This is a genomic window from Bacillus sp. FSL R5-0286, from assembly GCF_038593245.1.
Classification (GTDB): Bacteria; Bacillota; Bacilli; order Bacillales; family Bacillaceae; genus Bacillus; species Bacillus altitudinis.
Map to the genome: position 1 here is coordinate 3,389,208 of NZ_CP151977.1, position 16,366 is coordinate 3,405,573.

General features: G+C 41.9%; 16 protein-coding genes. 2 read left to right on the forward strand and 14 right to left on the reverse strand.

Features of this window, described 5'->3' with window-relative positions; all coding sequences use genetic code 11:
• Nucleotides 1-81: 81 nt before the first annotated feature.
• Entirely contained in the window at nt 82-969 is an 888-nt protein-coding gene (gene prmC / locus NST24_RS17525) for a peptide chain release factor N(5)-glutamine methyltransferase (protein ID WP_342462059.1), read from the reverse strand.
• Nucleotides 959-2,026 (reverse strand): peptide chain release factor 1, encoded by a 1,068-nt coding sequence (gene prfA / locus NST24_RS17530; RefSeq protein ID WP_008343422.1) that lies wholly within the window; start codon nt 2,024-2,026, stop codon nt 959-961. Before prfA ends, prmC begins: the two co-directional genes overlap by 11 nt.
• A gap of 210 nt (nt 2,027-2,236) precedes the next feature.
• On the opposite strand from prfA, the gene racA reads away from it, so the two are divergent.
• Nucleotides 2,237-2,788: a chromosome-anchoring protein RacA gene (gene racA, locus NST24_RS17535; protein WP_025208136.1), complete on the forward strand. Its 552-nt coding sequence runs from the start codon at nt 2,237-2,239 to the stop codon at nt 2,786-2,788.
• A 34-nt stretch (nt 2,789-2,822) separates the two neighbouring features.
• On the opposite strand, the gene NST24_RS17540 is transcribed toward racA, so the two are convergent.
• From NST24_RS17540 to NST24_RS17585, 10 genes are all read right to left on the reverse strand, one after another.
• The gene (locus NST24_RS17540; RefSeq protein ID WP_007497662.1) at nt 2,823-3,779 is read right to left on the reverse strand and encodes an AEC family transporter; all 957 of its coding nucleotides are present in this window, start codon (nt 3,777-3,779) and stop codon (nt 2,823-2,825) included.
• A 91-nt stretch (nt 3,780-3,870) separates the two neighbouring features.
• Complete coding sequence (gene malS, locus NST24_RS17545) at nt 3,871-5,571, reverse strand: oxaloacetate-decarboxylating malate dehydrogenase (protein ID WP_008343425.1); 1,701 nt, start codon at nt 5,569-5,571, stop codon at nt 3,871-3,873.
• A 279-nt stretch (nt 5,572-5,850) separates the two neighbouring features.
• On the reverse strand, nt 5,851-6,453 hold the full coding sequence (locus NST24_RS17550; protein ID WP_007497666.1) for a thymidine kinase: 603 nt from the start codon (nt 6,451-6,453) through the stop codon (nt 5,851-5,853).
• 87 nt (nt 6,454-6,540) lie between these two features.
• The gene (rpmE, locus tag NST24_RS17555) at nt 6,541-6,741 is read right to left on the reverse strand and encodes a 50S ribosomal protein L31 (RefSeq protein ID WP_003215407.1); all 201 of its coding nucleotides are present in this window, start codon (nt 6,739-6,741) and stop codon (nt 6,541-6,543) included.
• A 130-nt stretch (nt 6,742-6,871) separates the two neighbouring features.
• Nucleotides 6,872-8,155, reverse strand: coding sequence for a transcription termination factor Rho (gene rho, locus NST24_RS17560; protein ID WP_007497667.1), 1,284 nt, complete (start codon nt 8,153-8,155; stop codon nt 6,872-6,874).
• Nucleotides 8,156-8,519: 364 nt separating this feature from the next.
• Nucleotides 8,520-9,485, reverse strand: coding sequence for a class II fructose-bisphosphatase (gene glpX / locus NST24_RS17565; RefSeq protein ID WP_007497670.1), 966 nt, complete (start codon nt 9,483-9,485; stop codon nt 8,520-8,522).
• Between the two features lie 32 nt (nt 9,486-9,517).
• Complete coding sequence (locus NST24_RS17570; protein ID WP_007497673.1) at nt 9,518-10,807, reverse strand: UDP-N-acetylglucosamine 1-carboxyvinyltransferase; 1,290 nt, start codon at nt 10,805-10,807, stop codon at nt 9,518-9,520.
• A 246-nt stretch (nt 10,808-11,053) separates the two neighbouring features.
• On the reverse strand, nt 11,054-11,692 hold the full coding sequence (gene fsa / locus NST24_RS17575; RefSeq protein WP_003215343.1) for a fructose-6-phosphate aldolase: 639 nt from the start codon (nt 11,690-11,692) through the stop codon (nt 11,054-11,056).
• A gap of 111 nt (nt 11,693-11,803) precedes the next feature.
• A complete protein-coding gene (locus NST24_RS17580; protein ID WP_007497678.1) occupies nt 11,804-12,661 on the reverse strand; it encodes a class II fructose-bisphosphate aldolase in 858 nt (285 codons plus the stop codon).
• Between the two features lie 178 nt (nt 12,662-12,839).
• Entirely contained in the window at nt 12,840-13,214 is a 375-nt protein-coding gene (locus NST24_RS17585; RefSeq protein WP_003214681.1) for a response regulator, read from the reverse strand.
• 180 nt (nt 13,215-13,394) lie between these two features.
• Here NST24_RS17585 and NST24_RS17590 point away from each other — a divergent pair, with 180 nt between their 5' ends.
• Entirely contained in the window at nt 13,395-13,925 is a 531-nt protein-coding gene (locus tag NST24_RS17590) for a DUF2529 domain-containing protein (protein ID WP_008343445.1), read from the forward strand.
• A 41-nt stretch (nt 13,926-13,966) separates the two neighbouring features.
• Here NST24_RS17590 and pyrG read toward each other — a convergent pair whose 3' ends face one another.
• Together pyrG and rpoE are read right to left on the reverse strand one after the other, a co-directional pair.
• Nucleotides 13,967-15,574, reverse strand: coding sequence for a CTP synthase (glutamine hydrolyzing) (gene pyrG / locus NST24_RS17595; RefSeq protein ID WP_017360053.1), 1,608 nt, complete (start codon nt 15,572-15,574; stop codon nt 13,967-13,969).
• Nucleotides 15,575-15,812: 238 nt separating this feature from the next.
• Nucleotides 15,813-16,337 (reverse strand): DNA-directed RNA polymerase subunit delta, encoded by a 525-nt coding sequence (rpoE, locus tag NST24_RS17600; RefSeq protein ID WP_327878152.1) that lies wholly within the window; start codon nt 16,335-16,337, stop codon nt 15,813-15,815.
• Nucleotides 16,338-16,366 lie beyond the last annotated feature (29 nt).

Here is a 16,366-nt window from a genome sequence, read left to right on the forward strand (position 1 = left end):
ATGATCAGAATGTTCATTCTTCTATATATACGTTTCCCTTTTACCATAAGTTTCATCTTTACATAATAAAATAGTCCGACTTTATTCAGCCGGACTTCCGTTTTGAATGTGTGCGCAAACCGCTCGATCCTTTCCGTTGATGTCCTTGATGATATGAACATCAGCTGAAGGGAACGCCTGCAAAAGAAGCGCTTTTACATCTTGTGCTTGTGTATGTCCTATTTCAAAGACAACCACCGCTTGCTGATGAAGTACCTTGTGGAGATCACAGGCGATACGCTCATAAAACCACAGGCCATCACGCCCATCTGTCAGCGCATTGACAGGTTCATGCTTTGTGACAACCTCTGATAAACCATCCATTTCTTCTGCCGCAATATAAGGCGGATTTGAAATAAACACATCAACTTTGATGCCTTGAGCCATAATCGGTTCAAGTAAATCCCCTTGGACAAAATGAACGTCTGCACCAAGCGCTTCTTGATTTCGCTTTGCTACTTCAAGTGCTTCATGTGAAATATCCGTCGCTGTCACAGTGAGAGATTCTTTTTCAAGAGCTAACGTAATCGCAATTGCACCGCTACCTGTTCCTACATCAACAGCTTTGAGCGGCTGATCATGAGGAAAAACACGATTCATCATATTCAATGCCGCCAGCACCACTTCCTCCGTTTCAGGACGAGGAATCAGAACGTGTTTGTTTACCTCAAAAGGACGCCCATAAAAAAATTCAACACCCGTTAAATGCTGCACAGGCACTCCACGCTTGTGCTGTGCGACGAACTCGCTGAATTGTGAATCTTGCTCCTCTGGCAGTGGATCATGAAAACGGGCAAGAAGTTCACTTCTGCTCCATCCAAGCACATGCATCAACATTAACTCTGCTGCGTTTTGGTCTCTGCCCGCTTCCGTTAACAAAGAAGAAGCCCATTTAAGGGCTTCAAAGATCGTTCGCTCTTTATTTTGCATTTTGAAGTTTTCTTGCTTGGTCTTCCATAATTAATGCATCAATGACCTCGTCAAGTTTTCCTTCTAAAATTTGATCAAGCTTTTGAATCGTCAATCCGATACGGTGGTCCGTCACGCGGTTTTGTGGGAAATTGTACGTACGGATACGCTCTGAACGATCCCCTGTTCCAACAGCAGATTTACGGGTTTGGTCATATTCAGCTTGTGCTTCACGCTGGAATTTATCATAAATTCTCGCACGCAAAACTTTCATCGCTTTTTCTTTGTTTTTGATTTGTGATTTCTCATCCTGACAGGAAACCACTACACCTGTTGGAAGGTGAGTCAAACGAACAGCAGACATTGTGGTATTAACACTTTGTCCCCCTGGTCCGCTTGATGCGAATGTATCCACACGAATATCTTTTTCGTGGATATCAATTTCAACTTCCTCAGCCTCTGGTAATACAGCAACTGTCGCTGTTGATGTATGAATACGGCCGCCTGACTCAGTTTCAGGAACACGCTGCACGCGGTGTGCACCGTTTTCAAACTTTAGTTTAGAATATGCACCTTTACCGCTAATCATAAAGATGATCTCCTTATAACCGCCAGTTCCAGTGACACTCGCTTCCATGACTTCCGTTTTCCAGCCTTGCATTTCAGCATAACGGCTGTACATCCGGTACAGGTTTCCTGCAAACAGCGCAGCCTCTTCTCCGCCCGCTGCACCACGAACCTCCACAATAACGTTCTTATCGTCATTCGGATCTTTCGGGATGAGCAAGATTTTCAGCTCGTCTTCTAAACGTTCTGTTTCCTCTGTGAGCTCTGAAATTTCTTCTTTGACCATGTCGCGCATATCGGCATCGAGCTTATCTTCCAGCATGGCTTTCGCATCACTTAGCTGATCATATGCCGCACGATATTGTCTATATACCTCAACAGTTTCTTGAATATCAGATTGTTCCTTCGAATATTCACGAAGCTTCTTAGGGTCGTTCACCACTTCAGGGTCACTTAAATATTCATTTAGCTTTTCATAGCGTTCTTCAATTGATTTTAAACGGTCTAACATGGTCTTCACCTCTGTTTTGTGCGTAACAGTCTAATTATAGTATAGCGGGGTATGACAGTCAAAAAAATTTCCAAAACAATTGATTTTCTGCAATTTTTCACTAGAAAACACGATCTTTGGCGATTGGTTACTTGTTTTGTCTAACGTGAAGGAACGGATGCTCACGAAAGAGAATGGTACTTGTAATTGAAAAAAGGGAGGGCATTTGGTTTGAATACAAATGAGGTTGCAAAGGAAATTGGTGTATCTTCAAAAACCATTCAGCGCTGGGTCAAACAGCTCAACATCCCTGTCGCCCGGAATGAACTTGGACATTACGAATTTCATGATGACATTGTCCAGCTGCTCAAAGAGGTCCAACACCAAATGAACGAAGGTGTGATTCTCCATGACATTAGACTGCCGATCCATGAAGAAACCGCCCAGCAATTATCACCTACTGTAGAAACTTCTGACTCATCAAAACGGATAGAAGCCTTAGAAGAACAAGTGAAACAGCTCCTTCAAGAGCAATCACATGTCAGTCATATTGAAGCCCGTTTTCAAGAAATAGAACGGAAACTCGCTAAGAAAGCAGATGAAGGCGTTTCCTACCAGCTCCTCCAGCACAGAAGAGAAATTGAAGAATTAACTGCAAAATTAGAACGCCTCACAGCCACATTGACAAAACCAAAACCATCAAAAGAAGAAGAAAAGGAAAAGGCACACCCCGAAATGAAAAAAAAGCGTGTGCTCTTCCCTCTGTTTCATTCATTTCGCTAAGAAAGGCTGCCTATAAGGCAGCCTTTCTACTATATTATACGGTAAGTGCAATAATGATCGGTAATGTAATGAGTGACATGATCGCACTGATCACAAATGCCGATGCTGTTTCTGCTTCCTGTTTCTCAAATCGAGTGGCGATCATGGCCGCAACAGCTGAACCTGGGAAGGCAACAAGCAATACAGCTTTTGTAATTTCATCCGCCGAAAGACCCATAAGAATGGCGATAAAATACATCAGTAACGGTTGTACAGCTACTTTGAGCAATGCGATACTGAAAGCTGGTAAGCTCAGTTTAATTTTGCGGATACCGACTGTGACACCGACTGCAAAGAGCGCAACCCCTGATGTCACACTTCCAATTTCCTCTAGCATTTCATGTCCGATTTCAGGAAGTTTAAATCCTAAAAGAACAAGAATGATACTTGCTAACGGTGCAAGCGCAAGCGGCTCAGATAAACCGTGCAAAATCGCTTTCGTCGTCATTTTTAGGAAACTTTCGCCGTCTTTGGCTTTTCCTTTTGTTTTTTCACCGACAGTTGACACAATAATAGCAATTGGATCAAGCAATGCATTTACAACTATTCCGGTAATAGCAATCGGAATTGCAACTTCTTGAGCCCCAAATAAACTGCCCAAGACCGGAATCCCCATAAATGCAAAGGTCGGTTGTGCTGAGTTTAATGAGAAAACAGATGAATCTGTTAAATCATATTTAAAAGCAAATTTCGTAACTAAAAGGATAATGATATAAAAGCCTACGATTCCGAGAATCAATGCAACGAAAAATGGAATTTGACTATAGAATTTATCTTTTGGTGTTGACAGAATGCTGGCGATAAAGTGCGCTGGCAAAGCATACTTTGTAACAAGTGTACTTACACCTTTTGCAGATTTAGCGTCATAGCTGCCGAAGTTCCCTGCGAACCAACCCAGCGCGATAACGAAAAAAATCGGTGCTAGGAGGATCAAAATATTTAAAAAGTCCATCTTACTATTCCTCCTTGAATCCTTTACATGTTTCTTATTTTATAGCGGCATTGCTTACATTACCCGAAACAATGCCGCGTTACACATTTTATTATGCTCTTACAATTTTTTTATATTCAGGAATCCACATAGCATCTTTCACAGCTTGTTCGATGTTGTCAGGTGTTCTTCTTGCGACACCATCTTTAATTGCTGCTTTTGCTACTTCAACAGCTACCTTGATAGATACTTCTTGCAATTTATCAATGCTTGGAAGCAGTCCAGCGCCTGGTTTATCATGATCAACCATTTCAGCGATCGCATTTGCAGAAGCAACGAACATGCCTTTTGTGATAATTTTTGATTCCGTTACGATTGAACCAAGACCAAGTCCAGGGAAAACGAACGCATTGTTTGATTGTCCGATTTCATGTTCAATTCCGTTATACTCGACATTTTCGAATGGGCTTCCAGTTGCAACAAGTGCACGACCGTCTGTCCATTTGAATAGATCTTCCGGTACTGCTTCAGCAAGTGGAGTTGGGTTAGACATCGGCATGATTACTGGACGCTCTGTATGAGCTGCGATTTCTTTAATAATTTCTTCAGTGAATGCGCCGCCTTGACCTGATGTACCAATAAGAATGGTTGGCTTCACCTTGCGAACAGCTTCAGCAAATGAGATTTGTCCTTTTTCATCACGAGCCCAGCCTTCTACTTCATCAGAAGAACGAAGGTATGGTTTTTGGAAATCAAGCACTTCATCTTCAAACTGATCTGTTAGCAATCCTCTGTAGTCTAACGTCCAGAATGCATTGTTTGCTTCTTCTTCACTTAGACCTTCAAGAACCATTGTGTCACGCATTTGATCGGCGATTCCGATTCCAGCTGATCCAGCTCCGAAAATCATCACACGGTGATCTTTCAATTGAGTACCAGTTTTCTTGACAGCTGCAAGAACACCCGCTAAAGTAATGGCACCAGTACCTTGGATATCATCATTAAATGTTAAGATGTTGTCGTTGTATTTTTTCATGATGTTACGCGCATTTTTGTTTCCAAGGTCTTCCCAGTGAAGCAATGCTTTAGGGAAGAATTTAAGTGCTGCTTTTACATACGCATCAATGAACTCTTCGTATTTTTCACCTTGTACACGTTTGTGGTGGTTTCCGATGTACAATGGATCATTTAATAGTTTTTCATTGTTAGTTCCAACATCTAATACAACTGGAATCACGCGGCTTGGATCAATCCCTGCTGCAGCCGTGTAAACAGCTAATTTACCAATTGCGATGTTGATACCACCAACACCCCAGTCACCAATTCCAAGAATACTCTCAGAGTCAGTTGCTACGATGAGGTCGATGTCGCCTGCTGTTGCATGTAAGTTTTCAAATGCTTTCTCAATGCCGTCAATGTTGTCGATTGAAAGGTAGACACCATGAGGTCTTCTGTATTCATGGCTGTATTCTTGAATCGCTTCACCAACAGTTGGTGTGTAAACAACAGGAAGCATTTCACGAAGCTTGTCCGTTAGAAGCTTATAGAATAATACTTCGTTACGGTTTTGCAAATCACTTAAGTATACGTTTTGACGAAGACGATCTGGCTGAGCTAGAAATTGCTTGTATGCTCTCTCTGCTTGTTGTTCTAAAGTCAGAACAGTTGGAGGAAGTAAGCCTTCTAGTCCAAGCTCTTGTCTTTCTTCTTCAGAGAAAGCAACGCCTTTGTTCAACGTTGGAATCGATAATACATCTTTACCTGTCAAAGTGGTTTCGAGGTACCCTTCTTTTGTTTTCTTCACGTTGTTCATCAAAAACTACCCTCTTTCTAAAATATAAATAAAGTGAACTATTAATACAAAGAACGATCAAGGAGAAAAATCCTTAATCAAAAAAATTATGACAAGAAATCGAACTTTTCGTTTAAATGCTTTACACTACAGTTAGTCATTTTATGCCTGCTTATACCAAAACGCAAGCGTTGAAAATTAGATAATTTTTTCGTAGCGTTATTTAATTTATTTAAGTACAAATGATGGGTGTTCAGCCAAAAACTCGAAAAACGAAACACAGCGGCATTTGCTATTTTTTTAATTGTCAAGTGTTGTACCAACATCTAGTTTTGGTACTTCATGGTGATGTCTGCATCGTGCTTCGTATGATTCCTGCGCACCTACTAAAATAATGGGATCATCATAAGATGCGGGTTTACCGTCGATCAAGCGTTGTGTTCTACTCGCTGGGGAGCCGCATACCGAACAAACTGCTTGAAGTTTTGTTACAAGCTCTGCACATGCCATTAAATGCGGAACAACACCAAATGGCTCTCCTCTGAAGTCTTGATCAAGGCCTGCAACAATGACTCGGTAGCCTTTGTCAGCCAATTGAGTGACAATATCAATGATTGTCTCATCAAAAAATTGCACCTCATCAATGCCAATGACATCGGTTCGTTCTGATATGTGCGTTATTATGTCTTTTGGTGAGGTTACTGCAATCCCATCGACGGATGAACCGTTATGTGACACAACTGAGCTTGTGCTATACCGGTTATCAATCGCTGGTTTGAATATTTTTACTTCTTGTTTGGCAAAGGTGGCTCTTTTGGCTCTCCGAATCAATTCTTCCGACTTTCCAGAAAACATACTTCCGCAGATGACTTCAAGCCAACCGCTTTGTTTCATCACATACATAAGGTCTTCTCCCCCGTTTTAAAGTTCCATCAATCCACGTAAAAAAACAGGCAAGAACGGATTCCTGCCTGTTTATTGTATCTATTATTACTTAAGACCGTATTTTTTGTTAAAGCGGTCAACACGTCCATCAGCAGAAGCGAATTTTTGACGGCCTGTATAGAAAGGATGGCACTCAGAGCAAATCTCGATGCGTACCTCTTCTTTTACTGATCCAGTTTCAAACTCATTTCCACAAGCGCATTTGACTGTAGCTTTTTTGTAGTTAGGATGAATTCCTGTTTTCATCTACTGTCATCTCCTTCCGCCCTGAATCCAATTCGGAAACAGAGTTAATATCTCAGAATAAATTCTGAAACGCACATGATAAAATTATAACAGTGTGAGTCTATGATTGCAAATGTATTTTTTCAGGAAGCTATCTTCTTGATGCAGACATATTTGCTTGTTTCCACTCTTGCGTTAAAATATCGAAAAATTCTTGGTTTGTCTTTGTTTTTCTCATTTTGCGCATGAATTTCTCAGCGAAATCAGGTGTATCTGACATTGATTTTCTCATCGCCCATAGACGATCAAGATGTTCTTTAGGCACAAGCAGTTCTTCTTTTCTTGTACCGGAACGACGAATGTCGATGGCTGGGAAAATTCTTCTTTCTGCAAGAGAACGATCTAAATGGAGCTCCATGTTTCCTGTTCCTTTAAACTCTTCATAAATCACATCATCCATACGTGATCCCGTATCAACAAGTGCAGTAGCTAAAATGGTCAAGCTCCCACCTTCTTCGATGTTACGCGCAGCACCAAAGAAGCGTTTTGGACGGTGGAAAGCCGCTGGATCAATACCACCGGAAAGCGTTCGGCCGCTTGGCGGGATGACAAGGTTGTATGCACGAGCAAGCCTTGTGATGCTATCCATTAAGATGATGACATCTTTTTTATGTTCAACTAGACGCATCGCACGCTCTAATACAAGCTCTGCTACTTTAATGTGGTTTTCCGGTACTTCGTCAAAGGTTGAGCTAACGACATCCCCTGCAACAGAACGTTCGATATCTGTTACTTCCTCTGGACGTTCGTCAATAAGAAGAACAATCAGTTCTGCCTCTGGATGATTTTCAGAGATGCTGTTGGCAATTTCTTTGAGCAAAATGGTTTTCCCAGCCTTAGGCGGTGCAACAATTAAACCACGTTGCCCAAACCCAACTGGCGCCATCATATCCATAATTCTAGTAGACAGGTGATTAGGCTGTGTTTCAAGAATCATTTGACGATCAGGGAATAGCGGCGTGAGTGCAGGAAAGTGAACACGTTCCTTAGCTGATTCTGGGTCGTCCCCATTTACCGCTTCGACATGAAGGAGGCCATAGTAGCGTTCATTCTCTTTTGGAGGTCGTACCTTTCCAGACACCTTATCACCATTTCTTAAATCAAAGCGTCTGATTTGTGAAGCTGAAATATAAATGTCTTCAGAACTTGGGGAGTAGTTAATTGGTCTTAAGAAACCAAATCCCTCTGACTGAATAATTTCTAGAACCCCTTCCATAAATAAGAGATCCTCTTGCTCAGCATTCGCCTTTAAGATGGCAAAAATTAATTCTTTTTTTGTTAGTTTGCTGTAATAAGAGATTTTGTACTTTTTTGCTAACTCATACAGCTCTTTTAATTTCATATTTTCCAAAGATGAAATCGAAACATCTTTCAATATGGACACCACACTTTTCTAGTCAATGTATTTCATTACAAATGCATGACCATTGTATTTGATTAGCTTTTAATTCCGTTTTTGTTGGAATGACCTCGCCCTCATGGTAACGCTCCCACTCGTTTTATCGTAAAGATAGGAACAATGTGAAATTGAGCTTTGTCAACATAGAGAAGGATAATGAGTATATCGTCATGATGCGGCAGTATTTAAACTTGTTGAAGCTTAAAAGAAGTAAATTCGCAGAAAATTTCGCAGCACTCTTTAGTTTTACCTCATTTGCAGGGAATATTCAACTTTAAAAAGAAAATGATATATATTTGACACCTATATGAAAAGCGGGTAAAGAATACCCGCTTTCAGATTACGGACGAATGACAAGATTCGGTTTTTTCTTTAAACTGTGTCTGCCATCGACGAATCGAACAGTACCTGATTTCGCACGCATGACAACACTATGTGTTGTTCCAACAGAGCCTTTAAATTGAACACCTTTTAATAACTCGCCATCTGTTACACCTGTCGCTGCAAAAATGGCGTCATCGCCTTTCACGAGGTCTTCCATTCTGAGGACTTTTCCAACATCCAGTCCCATTTTCTCACAGCGTCTCAGCTCTTCTTCACTTTGTGGAAGAAGCTTACCGTGGATTTCTCCACCAAGTGCTTTTAACGCAACAGCAGAAAGGACACCTTCAGGCGCTCCACCTGAACCAAATAGAATATCAACACCTGTGTGATCAAATGCAGTATTAATGGCTCCTGCAACGTCACCATCATCGATCAGCTTGATTCTTGCTCCAGCTTCTCTCAGCTCAGCAATGATCTTTTCATGTCGCTCTCTGTTTAAAATTGTCGCAACAACATCTTCAATATCTTTGTTTTTCGCTTTTGCAACAGCACGAAGATTGTCAATGACAGGCGCTTCAATGTCGATGCAGCCTACCGCTTCTGGACCTACTGCGATCTTATCCATGTACATATCAGGTGCATTCAGCAAGTTGCCATGATCTGCAACAGCGATAACAGCTAAAGCATTCCAGCCGCCGCTTGCCACAATATTTGTTCCTTCCAATGGATCAACAGCGACATCCACGCGAGGTCCATATCCGTTTCCAAGCTTTTCCCCAATATAAAGCATTGGCGCTTCGTCCATTTCTCCCTCGCCGATGACCACAGTTCCCTTCATCGGAATCGTATCAAATACATCACGCATGGCACTTGTTGCAGCATCATCCGCTTCGTCTTTTAAACCTCTACCCATCCAACGAGCAGATTTTAATGCAGCTGCTTCTGTCACCCGTACTAGTTCCATCGATAAACTTCTTTCCATTTTTGTCCAAATCTCCTCTCACAGTCAAAGCCTTATGAATTTTGAAGTTCTTCTATTTCTTGGTCATTCAGCTTTTCACGCCAGATGGTTGCACCCAAGCCTTCAAGCTTCTCCTCAAGCATACTATATCCTCTGTCTATATGTTCAAGCCCTGTGATTTCGGTCACACCGTCTGCCATTAACCCTGCAACAACGAGACAAGCACCTGCTCGCAGATCACTTGCTTTGACCTTTGCACCTTGAAGCTGCGTTTGACCTGTAATAATGGCAGATCTTCCTTCCACCTTCATATTAGCACCCATTCGACGCAATTCGTCAATGTGTTTAAAGCGGGCAGAGTAAATGGTATCTGTCACGACACTCGTGCCTTTCGCCTTTGTTAACAAAGCCGTCATCGGCTGTTGAAGATCGGTCGGAAAGCCCGGATACACAAGGGTTTTGATATCGACAGGCTTGAGTCCTTCATTTCTGCCAACGATCAGCATTTGATCGTTGCTTGTTTCAATTGTGAATCCCATCTCTCTAAGTTTCGCCGTAATTGATTCTAAATGAGTTGGGATCACATTATCAAGCACAACTTCATCCCCCATCGCTGCACCTGCAATTAAAAATGTACCTGCTTCTATGCGGTCAGGGATGATGGAATGCCTGCAGCCATGAAGAGATTCCACACCTTCGATCCGAATCACATCCGTCCCCGCACCTTTGATTTTAGCTCCCATGCTTGCAAGCAGTGTTGCTACATCAATAATTTCGGGTTCTTTTGCGGCATTTTCAATCACTGTTTTCCCTTCAGCCAGCACGGCTGCCAGCATGATGTTGATGGTCGCACCTACACTGACAACATCAAGATAAATACGGGCTCCGACTAATTTTTCAGCGCGCAAATAAATCGCACCCTGTTCGTTTGTCACCTCGGCTCCAAGTGCTTCAAAGCCTTTGATATGCTGATCGATCGGTCTAGGTCCTAAGTGACATCCCCCTGGCAATCCAATGACAGCCTGCTTGAATCTACCGAGCATAGCGCCCATTAAATAATAGGATGCTCGTAGTTTCTTCACTTTCCCATTAGGAAGCGGCATACTGATCATGGAGGCAGGATTGACAACCATCTCACCTTTTTCAAACGTGACCTTTCCGCCAATCTCTTCTAACAGATCTCGTAATGTGTCAATATCTGAAATATGCGGAAGGCCTTCAATGGTTACTGGAGAATCAGCGAGAATCGTGGCAGGAATCAGTGCCACAGCACTATTTTTCGCACCACTAATATGTACGGTCCCGCGCAAGGGGTCACCGCCGGCAATGTTTAACTTTTCCATATTTGTCTCCCTTCTTAAAGAAGATCACTGTTGGAGTTATACTGTTTGTGGATGTCGCGCTTTAAAAGGTCTTGTCCAAAATTTAGCCAATATCAAGAGAAAGAATACAGGTTAAACGAAATTTGTCGGAAGAAAAATAATCGAAGCTTTGCGAGGCTGTGATGTTCTCTTCTTTGCACAAAACATTTCTTAGCGTATTTAAGGAAAACTGCGGCAAACGGATGCGTATCCGTCTGCCACAATCACTTATTTATTCCAGTCTGCTAAAAATTGCTCAATGCCTGCATCCGTTAATGGGTGTTTTGTCAGCTGCTTGATGACTTTCAGCGGCATTGTGCCGATATGAGCACCTCTAAGCGCAGCTTCTGTCACATGCTGCGGGTGACGAATGGATGCAGCAATGATTTGTGTATCTAATCCATGAACATCAAAAATGGTTTTCACTTCACTAATGAGATCAAGACCATTTTGGCCAATGTCATCTAAGCGGCCGAGGAATGGAGAGACATACGTCGCACCAGCTCTAGCTGCAAGAAGTGCCTGGTTTGCACTAAAAATCAACGTGACGTTTGTTTTAATCCCAAGGTCTGTTAACGCTTTGACCGCTTTAAGACCGTCTGTTGTCATTGGGATTTTCACTGTGATATTTGGTGCAATAGCAGCAAGCTCTTTTCCTTCTTCGATCATTTCTTCTGCTTTGAGGGAAATGACTTCCGCACTAACTGAACCTGATACCACGTCAGTGATTTCACGAAGGCGGTCGTGGAACGATACGTCCTTTTCTTTCGCTACTAAACTAGGGTTTGTTGTCACGCCTGCTAAAATGCCAAGCTCGTGTGCCTCTTTGATGTCTGCGATATTCGCTGTGTCTACGAAAAATAACATAACTGTGCCACTCTCCTATCAATAAATTGTCTGAAATGTAAATTTGATTGCGCTTTCTCAAGATATGGAGAAAACCGCCTGTGACTCAGGCGGCTTTCGGTTCTCATCAAATTATGCTTGGTTAGAAGAACCAAATTCACGCATTTTGCCGATAACAGTCGCTTTAATTGCGTCACGAGCTGGTCCAAGATATTTACGTGGATCATACTCTTCTGTTTTTGCAGCAAGTGTTTCGCGAACTGCTTTCGCAGAAGCAATTTGGTTTTCAGTGTTTACATTGATTTTTGCTGTACCAAGTGAAATCGCACGCTTGATGTCAGCAGTTGGGATACCTGTTCCGCCGTGAAGAACAAGTGGAAGTCCAGTTGTTTTACCGATTTCTTCCATTTCAGCGAAACCAAGGTTTGGTTCACCTTTGTATGGACCATGAACTGAACCTAGTGCAGGCGCAAGGCAGTCAATACCAGTACGTTCTACAAGCTCTTGGCACTCTTTTGGATCAGCATAAATAACGCCCTCAGCGATGACGTCGTCTTCTTGTCCACCAACAGTTCCAAGCTCAGCTTCTACAGATACACCGTGGAAATGTGCAAGCTCAACTACTTTTGCAGTTGTCGCTACGTTCTCATCAAATGGATGGTGAGAAGCATCAATCATCACAGAAGTAAATCCTGCATGAATGGCTTTTGCACAAGATTCAAAGCTTGAACCGTGATCTAAATGAATCGCAACAGGAACTGTTACATTATATTCTTCGATTAACGCTTTTACCATTGCGACAACTGTTTTGAAGCCGCCCATGTAGCGTCCTGCTCCTTCAGATACTCCTAAGATAACTGGAGATTTCTCTTCTTCAGCAGCTTGTAAAATCGCTTGCGTGAATTCTAAGTTATTTAAGTTAAACTGTCCAACAGCGTAACCTTTTTCCTTTGCGTCTTTCAACATTTCTGTCATTGAAACTAAAGGCATGATGAAAAATCCTCCCTATGTAGCTAATTTGCTTACTAAAAAAAGCTCTCCACCCTAGCATGACCAGAATTTCTCGCCATATGTAAACTTTCAAAGTCAGATCGCTTTCTTCTTCTTATCTAGAATACCAATTATTCGACAAATCGGCAACAGAATGACTTGATTCAATCATTTCCATCTAGCCATTTGTTTCGAGCGGCAAGTATTCTTTGACTGCATCACGGATTTCATCAATATCAAATGGTTTAGCAAAATGCGTTAATGCACCGAGCTCTTTAGACTCTTGAATCATATCTAGTTCGCCATAAGCTGTCATAATGATCACGCGGATGTCTTCATCAATTAATTTCATGCGTTTTAAAATCTCAATGCCATCCATTCCGGGAATCTTCATATCAAGCAGGACGAGGTTTGGTCTATGGTTTTTCACAATATCTAATGCCTGTAGTCCGTTAGCGGCTTGAAAGGTTTGATAGCCTTCTTTATGAAACACTTCATTCAGCAATATTCTAATACCGTACTGATCATCGACAATTAAAATTTTCTCATTCATCTGTTACACCCCATTGCTTTCATTTTTCGCCATAAAAAGAGCTGTTGTTAAATAATTCTGTTTGATTTTCACATTTCCTTTAATTATAATAGTTTACTTTACGACATTTTCTGAGCATTTTTCCTAATATTCTCTTTATATTCTATTATAAAATGATCTGACAGAAGGAGGAAATGAGTCTTGTTAAAAATTTTCACTACCCAATTATCAGGTATTTTTTCACGTATTGGAGATAAGCAGGCCGAAGCGATCGAAGACGGTGCACGCCTTCTTGCTCAGGCCGTTGTCAGTGGACATGCCGTGTATTTTCATGGCAAGAATGAACTGGCGGCTGTAGCCTTAGAGGCATCTGAGAGCAAGGAGCCGTTTCCGGGTGCGAAGGTTCTGCCGCTGGATCAAAAGGAGCGCAGCTTACTTCATCCAAGTGACAGGGTGCTTTTATTTTATTCAGATCCAGAAGATCAAGAGATTCAATCCCTTGTCAAAGAGCTTCACGAACAAGGTACACCTATTGTCGGGGTCGGTCCTGCACAAAAGGAGACATCATTCATTGAAGAGCATTGTGATGTCCACATTGATTTTCAGCTCAAAAAACCACTTGTGCCTGCTGAAGATGGAACAAGGTTCGGCTATCCTGCATTGATGACCTGCTTATATGTCTACCATGCTCTATCGTTTACTGTGAAAGAAATCGTTGAGGAATATGAATAAAAAAACTGCCGAGAAGATGATATTCTCGGCAGTTTTTTGTTTTATTTTGATTCAGATGCCTGTAGTGAAGCACCAACGAAATCTCTAAATAACGGCTGTGGTCTTGTCGGTCTTGAAATGAATTCTGGATGGAACTGAGAAGCAAGGAACCATGGGTGATCCTTCAGTTCAATGATTTCAACAAGGCGTCCGTCTGGGCTTGTACCAGAGAAGACAAAACCTGCTGCTTCCATTTGCTGTCTGAATTCGTTATTAAACTCATAGCGATGACGGTGGCGTTCGTACACGACTTCGTCATTGTATGCAGCAAATGCTTTTGAGTCTTCGTTTAGTTTACAAGGGTATAGGCCGAGACGAAGTGTTCCACCTAAGTCATCAACATCCTTCTGTTCTGGAAGAAGGTCGATGATTGGGAATGCTGTTTCCGGATCAATTTCAGCGGAATGTGCTCCCTCTAAACCTAGTACGTTTCTCGCATATTCGATAGATGCGACTTGCATACCTAAACAAATTCCGAAGAATGGCACTTTGTTTTCGCGCGCATATTGTGTTGCAATGATTTTCCCTTCTACTCCGCGGTCTCCGAAGCCTCCAGGAACAATAATGCCGTCTACATCTTGAGCGAAATCAGCCATATTTTCTGCTGTGACTTCTTCTGCGTTGATCCATTTGATTTGAACATCCGCATCAAATGCATAGCCCGCATGACGAAGTGATTCAACGACAGAAATGTATGCATCTTGCAGCTCAACATATTTCCCTACAAGACCAATTGTGACTTGTTTTGAAAGGTTTTGCACTTTATCAACAAGCGCCGTCCACTCCGTCATGTCCGCATCTTGACAGTCAAGCTTCATGTGCTCACATACAAGCTTGTCTAATCCTTGTTTTTGTAAATCAAGCGGAATCGAATAAAGGGTATCCGCATCCTGACATTCGATGACTGCTTTCGTATCAATATCACAGAATAGCGCAATTTTGTCCTTCATGTCTTGTGCCAATGGCATTTCAGTTCTGACCACAATGACGTTTGGCTGAATACCTAGACTGCGAAGTTCTTTTACACTATGCTGTGTTGGTTTTGTTTTCAGTTCGCCTGCAGCACGGATGTAAGGAACAAGGGTACAATGAATGTACATCACGTTTTCACGGCCGATGTCACTCTTCATTTGACGAATCGCTTCTAGGAATGGAAGGGATTCAATATCTCCAACTGTTCCACCGATTTCTGTAATGACAACATCTGCACCCGTTTCTTTCCCTGCACGGTACACACGGTCTTTGATTTCATTTGTAATATGGGGAATAACCTGTACGGTTCCACCTAAATAGTCGCCGCGGCGCTCTTTTTTCAGGACTGTAGAATAGATTTTACCAGTTGTGACGTTGCTGTATTTATTCAAGTTAATATCAATGAAGCGCTCGTAGTGACCTAAGTCAAGATCTGTTTCAGCACCGTCGTCTGTGACAAATACCTCACCGTGCTGATATGGACTCATTGTCCCTGGGTCTACGTTGATATATGGATCAAATTTTTGAATGGTGACATCCATCCCTCTATTTTTCAGAAGGCGGCCTAACGATGCAGCCGTGATCCCTTTTCCAAGTGAGGAAACAACTCCTCCTGTTACAAAAATATACTTTGTCATTTCGTATGCTCCTCTCTTTTTTACCCTTGCATGACTAGACATGCACAGCTTCATCCTTTTAGAGTGTATCCCTAAATCTCTTGAAAAATAAGAAAGCTCCCTTTCAAATAAATGAAAGGGAGCGTAAATGAACGTATCTTTACGTACTCTTTTTTAGAGAGCCCAAAATACATACTACATAGTTCGCTCTGGAAAGTCAAGACGGTTTTGTCCTGTTTTCAGGACCGGTTTGTGAGGGTTATTTGTCTTCCTCATCATCGTCTAAATCGTCTTCATCAATTTCCGTTAAGCCGTCATCATCTTCATCATCATCTTCGTCGAACTCTTCTATCTCTTCATCGTCTAGGTCAAGGTCCTCGTCGTCTTCAACAAGATCAAGATCTTCTTCAAGCTCGTCGATTTCTTCTTCCTCTTCAATATCATCGAAGTCTTCTTCAACGACAGCAGCTTTTGTTTTTTTCTTTTTCGCTTTTGTTTTCACAGCTGGCTGAACTTCTTCTTCGATTTGATCAACTGGATACCAGCTGCGAAGTCCCCATCTCTGATCACCTAACGAAATAAAGCGGCCATCTATATTTAAGTCTGTATAAAATTGAGCAAGTCGATCATCAAGATCAGATTTTTGTATCCCTTGCAAACGGACCATTTCATCTATTAACTCGGAAAACGTAATCGGCGTTTTGCTGTCTCTGAAAATTTCATAAGCAAGTTCAACTAAAGACATTTGTTTGAGCTGTTCCTGTGAGTATTCTTTCAAACTCAAGGTCAGACACTCCCTTTCTATTACATGTA

Bases quoted from the DNA above. Each gene is read 5' to 3' on its own strand.
- malS (WP_008343425.1), bottom strand. From the start codon at position 5,571: ATGAACAACGTGAAGAAAACAAAAGAAGGGTACCTCGAAACCACTTTG.
- NST24_RS17570 (WP_007497673.1), bottom strand. From the start codon at position 10,807: ATGGAAAAGTTAAACATTGCCGGCGGTGACCCCTTGCGCGGGACCGTA.
- prfA (WP_008343422.1), bottom strand. From the start codon at position 2,026: ATGTTAGACCGTTTAAAATCAATTGAAGAACGCTATGAAAAGCTAAAT.
- NST24_RS17550 (WP_007497666.1), bottom strand. From the start codon at position 6,453: ATGTATGTGATGAAACAAAGCGGTTGGCTTGAAGTCATCTGCGGAAGT.
- NST24_RS17540 (WP_007497662.1), bottom strand. From the start codon at position 3,779: ATGGACTTTTTAAATATTTTGATCCTCCTAGCACCGATTTTTTTCGTT.
- NST24_RS17585 (WP_003214681.1), bottom strand. From the start codon at position 13,214: ATGAATGAGAAAATTTTAATTGTCGATGATCAGTACGGTATTAGAATA.
- rpmE (WP_003215407.1), bottom strand. From the start codon at position 6,741: ATGAAAACAGGAATTCATCCTAACTACAAAAAAGCTACAGTCAAATGC.
- NST24_RS17580 (WP_007497678.1), bottom strand. From the start codon at position 12,661: ATGCCTTTAGTTTCAATGACAGAAATGTTGAAAGACGCAAAGGAAAAA.
- glpX (WP_007497670.1), bottom strand. From the start codon at position 9,485: ATGGAAAGAAGTTTATCGATGGAACTAGTACGGGTGACAGAAGCAGCT.
- prmC (WP_342462059.1), bottom strand. From the start codon at position 969: ATGCAAAATAAAGAGCGAACGATCTTTGAAGCCCTTAAATGGGCTTCT.
- pyrG (WP_017360053.1), bottom strand. From the start codon at position 15,574: ATGACAAAGTATATTTTTGTAACAGGAGGAGTTGTTTCCTCACTTGGA.
- fsa (WP_003215343.1), bottom strand. From the start codon at position 11,692: ATGTTATTTTTCGTAGACACAGCGAATATCGCAGACATCAAAGAGGCA.